Source organism: Rubritepida flocculans DSM 14296, assembly GCF_000425365.1.
Taxonomy (GTDB): Bacteria; Pseudomonadota; Alphaproteobacteria; order Acetobacterales; family Acetobacteraceae; genus Roseococcus; species Roseococcus flocculans.
On record NZ_AUDH01000009.1, the window covers coordinates 108,446 to 120,001 of the forward strand.

Below are 11,556 nucleotides of genomic sequence, written 5' to 3' on the forward strand. Positions count from 1 at the left end.
GGCCATCGCGGCGCGTTCCGCAAGCGACATCCGCGTGACGGAACGCGGGGCAGGGTTGCGGGGCGATGCCGGCGGCCGCGCCGTCCTCCCGCAACTCGGCCACTGCGGCCGGCGCTATCAGACGGTGGGCAGGCGGTGGAAGCCGGGTTCGGCCGGCGGCTCGGCGAAGCGTTCCTCGATCGCCTCGACGCGGGCCAGCGGGGGGCCGCGCCGGCAGGCCGCCAGCACGGCGGCGAGCGCGTCCGCCTCGCCGCAGAGCAGCGCCTCCACCGCCCCGTCGCGCCGGTTGCGCACCCAGCCCTGAAGCCCGTGCCGCCCGGCCTCGCGCAGCAGCCAGTCGCGGAACCCCACGCCCTGCACGCGCCCGGTGATGCGGATCAGGCGCGCGCTGTTCATGGAGGAGAGCGCCCCTCCCGCCGCGCCCCTGGGCTCATGCCGCGGCGAGGTCCAGCAGCCGCGCCGCCTGGGCGAGATCGGCCGCCATCCGCTCACGCCGTGCCGCCGCCTCGGCGTCGAGCCCCCACAGCTCCTCCTGGTAGAGCTCGTCCAGACGGGCGAGGCGATGCGCCTCCTCCACCGCCAGCGCCCGCTCCAGCACGGCGAGCCCCAGCACCAGGCTGCCCAGGCCCGGCACCAGCACCCCGAGGGCCGAAAGCCGCAGCGGGTCCAGCGCCAGCAGCCGCCCGGACAACGCCGCCACCGCCGCGGGCGGCTGCGCGACGGGCATCAGCCCGGCGGTGACGGAGAGCCGCGCGCCCAGCCTGGCCGCCGCCCAGTCGAGCCAGGGCTGCCAGGCCTCGGCCTGGCGCGCCGCCAGATCGGGCTCGGTCGCGCGGTAGCAGAGCAGATCCGTCTCGGCGTATTTCGCCAGCGCCGCGACGGTGGCCTCCGGCGCGGGGGCGATGCGCTCGGCCGCCGTGCCGGCGAGGCGCGTCAGCGGCACATCCTCCCAGCGCATCTCGCCGCCCGGGCCGCCCCCCGCCGACTGCCATTCGGCGGCCAGCGCCTCGGCCAGCGGCCGGGTGCGCACCGAGAGCGGCGCGCCGGAGGGCAGCCGCACCGGGCGGCCATCGAGATGCACGGCGAACCCCTCGCCCTCGGGGACGGCGCACGCCTCGTTCCAGAACCGTTTCATGCCCGCCCTTCTATCACCGGCCGAGCAGACCGCGCAGCAGGTTCCCCCCGGGCGGAGGCGGGCCGGGCTCCGGCGCGGCGCGGGGGGCGGGCAGGGGGCCCTCGGCCCCGCCGCGCGCCGCGCGCAGGGCGCCGGCGCAATCGGGCAGGGGCGGCGGCGGCGCCCCGCCCAGCGCCCCGGCGAGCAGCCCCGCCCCCTCCAGCCGCGGCTGCGCCAGGGTTCCCGTCACCGGCACCGGGGCGCGCAGCCGCACGCCCCCGAGGCGCAGATCGGCCAGCAGCCGCAGCGCCAGCGTCTCATCGGCCAGCCGGACCACTCCCTCCCCGCCGATCCGCCCCGCCGCCCCGTCGAGGAAGAGGGTGGAGAAGCGCAGCACCCCGCCCTCCGCCTCGCCCCGCAGGGCGAGGCAGGAGAGCGCCACCCCCTGCGCAAGCTGCGGCGAGAGCTGCCCGAGGCTGCGCGCGAGGCCGCCGCCCAGCGCCCCGTCGATCACCGCGAGCCCGAAGACGCCGGTGAGGCTCGCGGCCATCTCGCGCGTGCCGCGCCCCTGGCCGCGCAGGTCGAAGGCGAGGTCGGCCCGGCCGTCGCTCGGCGCCCCGGCGCCCAGCCCGCGCAGGAAGGCCGCGAGTTCGAGTCCCTGCCCGCCGCCGGCCATCTGCAACGCGGGGATGGGGCGCGCCGCATCCGCCGTCGCCCACAGCGAAAGCCGCCCGCCGGGCAGAGAGAGCGCCAGCGGCTCCAGCCGCGCCTGGCCGGCGGCATTGACGAAGCGGCCCTCCACCTCGGTCAGCACGCGGGGCCCGTCCTCGATGCGGCCGAAGCGGAAGGCGAGATCGGCGTCGAAGCCGCGCAGCACTGAGAGATCGACGGGCACATCCGGGATCACCCGCGCCGGCCCGGGCATGGCAGCGGCTGGGGCGGCGGGTGTGGCGGCGGCGGGCGGCGGGCGCAGCGCGGCGAGGTCCAGCCGCTCCGAGCGCAGCGCGCCCGAAAAGCCGGGCCGCGGGGCGAGGGCCAGGATCCCCTCTCCCGCCAGATCGCCGGCCGAGGCGCGCAGGGCGAGGCCGCGCAGCGCCAGCCGGCCCGCGCCCTCCGGCGCCAGCCTGGCCGCGCCCTCGATCCCGGTCAGCGCCGGCAGCGCCCGCCCCGCGAGCGGCGCGAGGGGCGCGAGGGCGGGCAGGGCGAGCTCCAGACGGAACACCCCTTCCCCTGCCGTCCTCACTTCCAGCCGCCCGCCCGCCGGGGCGGCGCGCAGGGAAAGCGCGCCGAGCGCCCAGCCGCCCGGCCCGCGCCGGGCTTCCGCCTCGGCCGCGACGGGGCCCAGCGCCTCCAGCGGCCGGCCGGCCAGGGCGGAGAAACGCCCCGGCTCGGGCAGATCGAGTCGCGCCCGGGCCGCATCGGGCCCCGCCTCCAGCGCGAGGAGCGCGCCCTCCGCCTCCGCCGCGAGGCGCAGCCGGGCGGGCGGGGCCAGCTCGCCCGAGAGGGCGAGGGAGAGGCCGCGCCAGACGGCCCCCCCGGTCAGCGCGACCGGCGCGCCGGGCGCGGGCGATTCGGCGCGCAGCGCGGGCAGTTCCAGCAGCTCCGCCCCATGGCTCAGCCGCCAGCCGCGCAGCAGCACGCGGCGGATGTCCAGGGCGAGGGGCGTCTCGCCCCGCGCGGCGGCGGGGGCCGGGGGCGCGACGGGCGGCGGGGCGGCGGGCCCGGCCCAGGCGGCGGCGTCGAGCCGCAGCACGCCCTCCTCCAGCACGAGCTCCGTCACCTCGATCCGGCGCGAGAGCAGCGGGGCGAGGGCGAGGCGGAGTTCGGCCCGCGCGAGGCGCAGCGCGGGCGCGCCATCCGCCCCCGCCACGACGATCCGCGCCGCCTCGATCCGCGGCGCGAGGCCCGGCGCCCAGGAAAGCCCGCCCTCGATCCGCACCTCGCGGCCCAGGGCGCGGGCCGCCGCCCGCTCGGCCTCGGGGCGGAAGCGATCCGGGTCGAAGGCCAGCAGGAGCCCGAGCAGCGCGGCCAGCGGCAGGGCCAGCAGCAGCCCGGCCGCGAGGAGCAGGGCGCGTCTCACGGCGTCCTGCGCGGCGGCCTGGGCGGGGGATTGGCGAAGCCGAAGAAGGCCATGGTCTCGGCCATATGGGGCGGGGCGGCGGCGGCCACATCGAGCCAGCCGCCCTCCGGGTGCGGCAGGCGCAGCGCGCGCGCGTGCAGGTGCAGCGCGCCGGACAGCCCCTCCAGATGCGCCGCCTGCCCGCCGTATTTGCCATCGCCCAGGATGGGACAGCCCAGCGCCTCGGCGCAGTGGACGCGAAGCTGGTGGGTGCGGCCCGTCAGCGGGCGCAACTCCAGCAGGGCGGCGCGGCGCTTGGCGCGGTCCAGCACGTCGTAGTCGGTAATGGCGCGGGCGGCGTCCCTGGCCCCCGGCGCGGCGGGGATGGTGCGCTCGCCCCGCGCGCCGTGCTCGCGCGCCAGCGCCATCTCGATGCGCCCGCCCGGGTGCGCGGGCTCGCCCACCACCACCGCCCAGTAGGTCTTGGCCACGTCCCGTCCGCGAAAGGCCCGGGCCAGGGCGGCCGCGGCCGGGGCGCTGCGCGCCAGCACCAGCACGCCCGAGGTGTCGCGGTCCAGGCGATGCACGAGGCGGGGCTTCTCGCCTCCGAAGGCCAGCGCCTGCAGCATCCCGTCCAGGTGCCGCGCGATCCCGGGCCCGCCCTGCACGGCGAGGCCATGCGGCTTGTCGAGCACGATCACGCTGGCGTCGCGATGCAGCACCCGGGCCTGCAGGGCGCGCGCCTCCTCCTCCGGCACGGGGCGGGCGGCGGGCCTGGGCGCGGGGGTTTCGGGCAGGGGCGGCACGCGCACCTCCTGCCCGGCGAGGAGGCGCGTGCTCGCCTCGGCGCGCTTGCCGTCCACGCGGATCTGCCCGGTGCGGAGCATCTTCTGCAGCGCCCCCTGGGTGAGCGCCGGGAAGCGGCGCTTCAGCCAGCGGTCGAGGCGCGTGTCCGCCTCGGCGGGCGGCACGGTGAGGGGGGCGAGCGTCATGCGTGCTGGATAGCACGAAGGGGCGCGGGGGGCCTTCATGCCGGCGGCGGCTCTCTTCGACCGGCGATACGGTCTCGGTGGTCAGGCCGGGCGGCTCCGTCGCGACAGCCCGACGCGATGCCTCCCTGCGCGAATCTCCCGATCAGCCGGCCAGGAAGGCGAGGGCGGCGGCGGCCACCGCCTCGGGCTGCTCGGAGATCAGGGAGTGGGTGGCGCGCGGGATCACCACCACCCGCGCATCCGGGATCGCGCCCGCCAGCGCCGTGACATTGGCGACGAAGGCGGGCTGCGTCTCCGCCCCCTGCAGCAGCAGGGTGGGGGCCCGGATCGCCTCCGCCTCGGCGCGCGCATAGGGGCGCCGCGCTTCGTGGATCTGGCCGAGCAGCGTGCGCGCATTGGCGCGGCTGATGGCCTTCTGCGCCTCGGGCCGGCGTTCCCAGGCGCCGGGGCCGCCGGTGTGCTCGGCGATGCGGCGCAGCCCCGCCTCCTCCTCGCCCGCGGCGATCAGCCGCGCGCCCTCCGCGAAGGCCGCGGCCTGGGCGTTCGCACCCGGCGCGCCGCCCAGGCTCGGGTCACGCTCGCCGCCCGGCTCTGCGAGGACGAGGCGGCGCACCAGGTCAGGGTGCTGCTGCGCCACGCGGAAGGCGATGTGCCCGCCGCGCGAATGGCCGAGCAGATCCGCGGGGCCCCGCCCCAGCGCGGCGAGGAAGGCGGCCACATCCGCGACATGGGTGGCGATGCGGAAATCCCCGCCCTCCTCCCAGGCGCCGGGCCAGCAATGGCGCAGGCTGAGCGCGAGCACGCGCCGCCCGCCAGCGGCAAGGGGCGCCATCATCGCGGCGAAGCTGCGCTGATCGCCCAGCGTGCCGTGCAGCAGCACGAGCGGCGGGCCATCGGCCGGGCCGGCCTCGGCGTAGTGGTGCGTGCGCCCCTCGGCGGTCAGGCTGGGCATGGGTTTCCTCCGCGTCCTTGCGGGCGATGCTGCGCCGGCCCGCCCCGCGCGTCCATCACCCCCGGCGCAGGGCGTGGCGCTTCAGCCGCTCCGCCGCCAGCAGATAGCCCAGCACCAGCAGCCCCACCGCGGCGAGCAGCGCGCCGGGCAGCGGCGCGAATCCGAGCCAGGGCGCCGCCGGCCCGAGCGCGAGCGCGAGCGCCAGCGCCAGCGCGCCGAGCGAACTCGCCGCCAGCGCCGGGTGCGGCAGCGAGGCGAAGGCCGGCCCGCGCGTGCGGATGAGGAAGATCACCAGGATCTGCGTCGCCATGCTCTCGACGAACCAGGCGGTGCGGAACTCCTCCGGCGTCGCGCCGAAGCCCAGCAGCAGGATGCCGAAGGCGGCGAGGTCGAAGAGGGAGGAGAGCGGGCCCATCACCAGCGTGAAGCGCAGCACCTCGCCCATGTTCCACGCCTGGGGCGCGGCGACTTCCGCCTCGTCCACCGAATCGAAGGGGATGCCCGTCTCGGAGAGGTCGTAGAGCAGGTTGTTCAGCAGCACCTGCACGGGCGTGAGCGGCAGGAAGGGGATGAACAGCGAGGCCACCGCCATGGAGAGCATGTTGCCGAAGTTGGAGGAGGTGCCCATGCGCAGATACTTCATGATGTTGGCGTAGGTGCGCCGGCCCTCGGCCACGCCATCGGCCAGCACGCCCAGATCCTGCTCGAGCAGGATCAGGTCGGCCGCGGCGCGGGCCACCTCGGTCGCGCCCGCCACCGAGACGCCGGCATCGGCGGCGCGGATGGCCGGCGCGTCGTTGATGCCATCGCCGAGGAAGCCCACCGTGTGCCCGCGCGCCTGCAGCGCGCGCACCAGCCGCGCCTTCTGCTCGGGCGAGACGCGGGCGAAGAGCGTCACCGCCTCGGCCCGCGCGGCCAGCGCGTCGTCGTCCAGGCGCGCGATCTCCTCGCCCGTCAGCAGCGCGGGCGCGCCGAGGCCGACCTCGCCCGCCAGGTGGCGCACCACCTCCGCCGCATCGCCCGAGACGATCTTCACCGCGACGCCGAGCCGCGCGAGCCGCTGGAGCGAGGCCGCGGCGTCGGGCTTCGCGGGGTCGGCGAAGGCGAGGAAGCCGGCGAAGGCGAGATCCCTCTCGTCCTCCGGCGCGATCGTCTCCGCGCCCGCCATGGGCCGCACCGCCACGGCGAGGCAGCGCAGCCCGGAGGCGGCGAGGCCGGCCTGCTCGGCCTGCAGCGCCGCGCGGTCGAAGCCGCCGTGCAGCGCCCGGGTGCAGAGCGCCAGCACCTCCTCGGCCGCGCCCTTGACGATGAGCAGCCGCCCCTCCGGCCCCTCGGCCAGCACGGCGCTGCGCCGGCGCGCGAAGTCGAAGGGCAGGTCGTCGCAGCGCGTCCAGCCGGCGGGCGCGGGCTGGGCGGCGAGGATGGCCGCGTCCAGCGGGTTGGGCACGCCGCGCGCGAAGCCCGCGTTCACCGCCGCGAGCTCGAGCGTCTCGGGCGCGCCGTGCTGGCCGGTCACCTCCACCCGCGCCTCGGTCAGCGTGCCCGTCTTGTCGGTGCAGAGCACGGTGATGGCGCCGAGGTCATGGATGGCGGAGAGGCGCTTCACCACCACCTTGCGCCGCGCCATGCGCTGCGCCCCGCGCGCGAGCGTGACCGTCGTGATCATCGGCAGCAGCTCGGGCGTGAGGCCGACGGCCAGCGCGATGGCGAAGAGGAAGCTCTCGATGGCGTCGCGCCCGAAGGCAAGATGCGTCAGCAGCAGGAAGAGCACGAGGAAGGCCGTCAGCCGCAGGATCAGCACGCCGAGCGCGTGCAGGCCGCGCTGGAAGGCGGTGGGTGGGGGCTCGGCCTCCAGCGCGGCGGCGATGGCGCCGAAGCGCGTGCGCGGGCCCGTGGCGGTGACGAGCATCTCCGCCTCGCCCGCCATCAGCGCCGTGCCGGCGAAGAGCGCGTCATGCGCGCGCGCGGGCTCGGTGGCGCCCGAGGGGCCGGGGCGCTTCTCGACCGGATAGGGCTCGCCCGTCAGCAGCGCCTCCTGCGCCTCGGCGTGCACCGCGCGCAGCACCAGCCCGTCGGCGGGCACGAGATCGCCGGGGCCGAGGCGCACCACATCCCCGGGCACGAGCGCGGTGGTGGGGATTTCGCGCTCCGCCCCGTCGCGCAGCGTGCGCGCGGTGAGCGCGACCGCGCCGCGCAGCGCCTCCACCGCGCGCTCGGCCCGGTGTTCCTGGAACATGTCCAGCGCGACGGAGAGGGAGAGGATGATCAGGATGATGGCGCAGCTCGCCCACTCGCCGGTGAGGCCCGAGAGCAGGGCGGCGGCGATGAGGATGAGGAGCAGCGGCTCGGCCAGGCGGCGCGCGAGCCGCGCGGGCCAGCGCCGCCGGGGCGAGGGGGCGGGGCTGTTGGGGCCGAAGCGGGCGAGGCGCGCGCGGGCCTCGGCCTCGCTCAGCCCCTCGGGGGCGCTGTGAAGGGCGGCGAGGGCGGCCGCAGGCCCCTCGCGCCAGAACCGCTCGGCGTCGTGCATGGGCCCGACAGACCATGCGGCGCGTGACGCGCGCCCTGCCGGGGCGTGAACAGGCGGTGAGTTGGGCGGCGTGACGGCTGGCCGGATCACCCGCGCCAAGCCGGCGCCGATCGGGCATGCTGCGGCGCGATGCGCCGCCCCGCCGCCCTCGCCCCGCTCCGCCACCCGGCCTTCCGGCTCCTCTGGCTCGCCAACCTCGCCTCCAACATCGGGCTGTTCGTCCAGAACACGGCCGCGGGCTGGCTGATGACGGGGCTCGACCCCTCGCCGCTGATGGTCAGCCTCGTTCAGGCGGCCTCCCTGCTGCCGGTGTTCCTGCTCGCCCTGCCGGCCGGGGCGCTGGCCGACATCCTGGACCGCCGGCTCTTCCTCATCGCCGCCCAGCTCTGGATGAGCGGCGTGGCGCTGCTGCTCTGCCTCTTCACCTGGGCGGGCTGGCTCGGGCCCTGGGGGCTGGTCGCCTTCACCTTCGCGCTCGGCGCGGGGCTCGCCATGACCTTCCCGGCCTGGGCGGCCACCACGCCCGAGCTCGTCCCGCGCGAGGATCTGGTGGGCGCCATCGCGCTGAACGGCATCGGCTTCAACCTGACGCGCGCGGTGGGGCCGGCCATCGGCGGGCTGATCATCGCCTGGTCGGGCGTGGGGGCCGCCTTCCTGGTGAATGCGCTCTGCCTGCTCGTGCTGGCGGGGGCGCTGCTCGCCTGGCGGCGGGAGGCGGTGGAGACGGGGCGGCGCGGCCCGCCGGAATCCTTCGGCTCGGCCGTGCGGGCGGGGGCGCGCTTCGTGCTCGCCTCGCCCGCCATGCACCGGGCCATCCTGCGCGCGGTGGTGTTCTTCCTGTTCTCCTCGGCCGTGTGGGGGCTCTTGCCGCTGCTGGTGCGCGAGACGCTGGGCCTCGGCCCCGAGGCCTTCGGCCTGCTGCTGGGCGGCATGGGGGTGGGGGCGGTGGCGGCGGGCTTCCTGCTGCCGGCGGCGCGCCGCGTCACCGATCGGTCGGGGATGGTGTTCTGGTCCTCGCTGCTCGGCGCGCTGGCAATGGCGGTGATGGGGCTGCTGCACCACTGGGCCTTCGCCGGCCTGGGCATGGTGCTCTACGGCGTGGCCTGGATCAGCGCCGCCTCCACCCTGCAGGCGGCGGCGCAGATGGCCGCACCGGCCTGGGTGCGGGCGCGCGCCATCGGCATCTACCAGATGAGCTTCTTCGGCGCGCTGGCGGCGGGCGCGGCCGGGGCGGGCTGGCTCGCCGGCGCGATCGGCGTCCCGGGGGCCATGGCGGGCTTCGCCGCGGCCGGGGCGCTGGCCGCGCTGCTGGTGCGCCGCGCCTCGCTGGACGGCGAGGCCGCCCCGCCCGCGCCCCCGCCCGAAGCCGCCCTCGCCCGGCCCGAGCCGGCGGCCTCCGAGCTCAGCGCCTTCCTCCATGGCGAGGAGAACCGCGTGCTGGAGGTGGTGCGCTACCGCGTGCCCGCCGCGCGCCGGGCGGAGTTCCTCGCCGCTATGGCCGGGGCGCGCCGGGTGCGGCTGCGCGCGGGCGCGCTGGTCTGGCGGCTCTACGAGGATGTGGCCCACCCCGAGCGCTGGGTGGAGCTCTGGACCGTGGAGAGCTGGGCCGAGCATCTGCGCGAGGCCGCGCGGCTGACGGAGGAGGACAAGGCCATCCTCGCCCGCGCGCTCGCCTTCCACGAGGGCGAGGGCCCGCCCGAGGCGGCGCGCTACGTGAACGTGCCGGTTTGAGGCCGTGCCAACCGCGAATGCGCCCCCGCCCGCGCCGCGCTTGCCGGGGACTCGGCCGCGCGGCTAAGCCCCGCCCATGAACGACCTGTTCGGCAAGGCGGGCGCCAAGCCCGCCGCCGCCTACACCGCCGCCGACATCGAGGTGCTGGAGGGGCTCGAGCCCGTCCGCCGCCGCCCCGGCATGTACATCGGCGGCACGGACGAGAACGCGCTGCACCACCTCGCCGCCGAAATCCTCGACAACGCCATGGACGAGGCGGTGGCCGGCCACGCCGACCGCATCGAGGTGGTGCTGGAGGCGGGCAACCTGCTCTCCATCCGCGACAACGGGCGCGGCATCCCGGTGGACCCGCACCCGAAATTCCCGAAACTCTCCGCGCTCGAGGTGATCCTCACCACGCTGCACTCGGGGGGGAAGTTCTCGGGCAAGGCCTATGACACCTCGGGCGGGCTGCACGGGGTGGGCTCCTCGGTGGTGAACGCGCTCTCGGAACTGCTGGAGGTGGAGGTGGCGCGCGGCGGCGAGCTGTTCCGCCAGAGCTACGCGCGCGGCAAGCCCACCTCGAAGCTCCGGCGCGAGGGCGAGGTGCGCAACCGCCGCGGCACGCTGATCCGCTTCCGCCCCGATCCCGAGATCTTCGGCGCCCAGAAGTTCCGCCCCGAACGCCTGTTCCGCCTCTGCCGCTCCAAGGCCTATCTGTTCAAGGGCGTGGAAATCCGCTGGCGCTGCGATCCCGCCCTGGTCGCCGGCACGGAGACGCCCGCCGAGGCCACGCTGCACTTCCCCGGGGGGCTCGCGGACTTCCTCGCCGCCGCCATCGAGGGCAAGGCGACGGTGGTGCCCGAGCCCTTCGTCGAGAGCCTGGACTTCCCGAACGGGGCCGGCCGCTGCGAGGTGGCGCTGACCTGGCTCGAACAGGGCGAGGGCTTCCTCTCCACCTACGCCAACACCATCCCCACGCCGCAGGGCGGCACCCATGAGGCCGGGCTGCGCGCCGCCCTCGTGAAGGGCCTGCGCGGCTATGGCGAGCTCAAGAAGGAAAAGCGCGCGGCGAGCATCACCGCCGAGGATCTCTTCGCCGGCCTGGCCGGCATGCTCAGCGTCTTCATCCGCGAGCCGCAGTTCCAGGGGCAGACGAAGGACAAGCTCACCTCGCCCGACGCGCAGCGCCTGGTCGAGAACGCGCTGCGCGACCGATTCGACCATTGGCTGGCCGGCCACCCGGCCATGGCGGACAATCTGCTGGCCTTCGCCATCGAGCGCGCGGAGGAGCGGCTGCGCCGCCGCGCCGAGAAGGAGACGCCGCGCAAGAGCGCCACGCGCAAGCTGCGCCTGCCCGGCAAGCTCGCCGACTGCGCGCGCGAGAGCGCCGAGGGCACGGAGCTGTTCCTGGTGGAGGGCGACAGCGCGGGCGGCAGCGCCAAGCAGGCGCGCGACCGCGAGACCCAGGCCGTGCTGCCGCTCAGGGGCAAGATCCTCAACGTCGCCTCGGCGAGTGCGGAGAAGCTGCGCCAGAACCAGGAGCTGCGCGACCTGATCGAGGCGCTGGGCTGCGGCGTGGGCGAGAGGTTCGACATCGCGAAGCTGCGCTACGGCCGCATCGTCATCATGACGGACGCGGACGTGGACGGCGCGCACATCGCCGCCCTGCTGATGACCTTCTTCTACAAGGAGCTGCCGGAGCTGGTGCGGGCGGGGAAGCTCTTCCTCGCCCAGCCGCCGCTCTATCGCCTTCAGGCCGGCGGCAAGAGCGTCTATGCGATGGACGACGCCGACCGCGAGCGGCAGATGAAGCGCCACTTCAAGCCGAACCAGAAAGTCGAGGTCAGCCGCTTCAAGGGGTTGGGCGAGATGCCGCCCGCCCTGCTGCGCGAGACCACCATGGCGCCCGGCAAGCGCACCCTGCTGCAGGTGGTGCTGCCGCCCGAGGACCGCGCGCCTACCGCCCAGCGCATCGAGGAGCTGATGGGCCGGCGCCCCGAGCTGCGCTTCCGCTTCATCCAGGAGAACGCGGCCAAGCTGGATGCGGAGATGCTGGACGCCTGATGCGGCCGGCCAACCGGCCGGCCGCACCGAACACCGTGGCCGCCCGTATCAGTTACCCACCGGCGATCCCGACCCGCCGTGGATGAAACTGTGGCACTGTGATTTGGCTGGTGGCGAGGTCGGCATGGTCATGG

General features: G+C 76.3%; 8 protein-coding genes. 2 read left to right on the top strand and 6 right to left on the bottom strand.

Features of this window, described 5'->3' with window-relative positions; genetic code table 11:
• Positions 1-117: 117 nt before the first annotated feature.
• The 6 genes from H596_RS0110440 to mgtA form a co-directional block, all read right to left on the bottom strand.
• A complete protein-coding gene (locus H596_RS0110440; protein WP_027284845.1) occupies positions 118-396 on the bottom strand; it encodes an acylphosphatase in 279 nt (92 codons plus the stop codon).
• 34 nt (positions 397-430) lie between these two features.
• A complete protein-coding gene (locus tag H596_RS0110445; RefSeq protein WP_027284846.1) occupies positions 431-1,135 on the bottom strand; it encodes an ATP12 family chaperone protein in 705 nt (234 codons plus the stop codon).
• Between the two features lie 13 nt (positions 1,136-1,148).
• Positions 1,149-3,194, bottom strand: coding sequence for an AsmA family protein (locus H596_RS0110450; protein WP_027284847.1), 2,046 nt, complete (start codon positions 3,192-3,194; stop codon positions 1,149-1,151).
• Complete coding sequence (locus H596_RS0110455) at positions 3,191-4,165, bottom strand: RluA family pseudouridine synthase (RefSeq protein ID WP_027284848.1); 975 nt, start codon at positions 4,163-4,165, stop codon at positions 3,191-3,193. The genes H596_RS0110450 and H596_RS0110455 overlap by 4 nt, the downstream gene beginning before the upstream one ends.
• A gap of 142 nt (positions 4,166-4,307) precedes the next feature.
• Positions 4,308-5,117: an alpha/beta fold hydrolase gene (locus H596_RS0110460; protein WP_027284849.1), complete on the bottom strand. Its 810-nt coding sequence runs from the start codon at positions 5,115-5,117 to the stop codon at positions 4,308-4,310.
• Positions 5,118-5,172: 55 nt separating this feature from the next.
• Positions 5,173-7,644 carry a magnesium-translocating P-type ATPase gene (gene mgtA / locus H596_RS0110465; RefSeq protein WP_027284850.1) on the bottom strand — a complete coding sequence of 824 codons (2,472 nt, stop codon included), beginning with the start codon at positions 7,642-7,644 and terminating at the stop codon, positions 5,173-5,175.
• Positions 7,645-7,773: 129 nt separating this feature from the next.
• On the opposite strand from mgtA, the gene H596_RS0110470 reads away from it, so the two are divergent.
• Both H596_RS0110470 and parE read left to right on the top strand, forming a co-directional pair.
• Complete coding sequence (locus H596_RS0110470) at positions 7,774-9,375, top strand: MFS transporter (RefSeq protein WP_027284851.1); 1,602 nt, start codon at positions 7,774-7,776, stop codon at positions 9,373-9,375.
• Between the two features lie 76 nt (positions 9,376-9,451).
• Positions 9,452-11,422, top strand: coding sequence for a DNA topoisomerase IV subunit B (parE, locus tag H596_RS0110475; protein WP_027284852.1), 1,971 nt, complete (start codon positions 9,452-9,454; stop codon positions 11,420-11,422).
• The last annotated feature ends 134 nt before the right edge of the window (positions 11,423-11,556 follow it).

Excerpts from the sequence above, each read along its gene's own strand:
- mgtA (WP_027284850.1), bottom strand. The coding sequence starts at position 7,644 with ATGCACGACGCCGAGCGGTTCTGGCGCGAGGGGCCTGCGGCCGCCCTC.
- H596_RS0110455 (WP_027284848.1), bottom strand. The coding sequence starts at position 4,165 with ATGACGCTCGCCCCCCTCACCGTGCCGCCCGCCGAGGCGGACACGCGC.
- H596_RS0110440 (WP_027284845.1), bottom strand. The coding sequence starts at position 396 with ATGAACAGCGCGCGCCTGATCCGCATCACCGGGCGCGTGCAGGGCGTG.
- H596_RS0110470 (WP_027284851.1), top strand. The coding sequence starts at position 7,774 with ATGCGCCGCCCCGCCGCCCTCGCCCCGCTCCGCCACCCGGCCTTCCGG.
- H596_RS0110445 (WP_027284846.1), bottom strand. The coding sequence starts at position 1,135 with ATGAAACGGTTCTGGAACGAGGCGTGCGCCGTCCCCGAGGGCGAGGGG.
- H596_RS0110460 (WP_027284849.1), bottom strand. The coding sequence starts at position 5,117 with ATGCCCAGCCTGACCGCCGAGGGGCGCACGCACCACTACGCCGAGGCC.
- parE (WP_027284852.1), top strand. The coding sequence starts at position 9,452 with ATGAACGACCTGTTCGGCAAGGCGGGCGCCAAGCCCGCCGCCGCCTAC.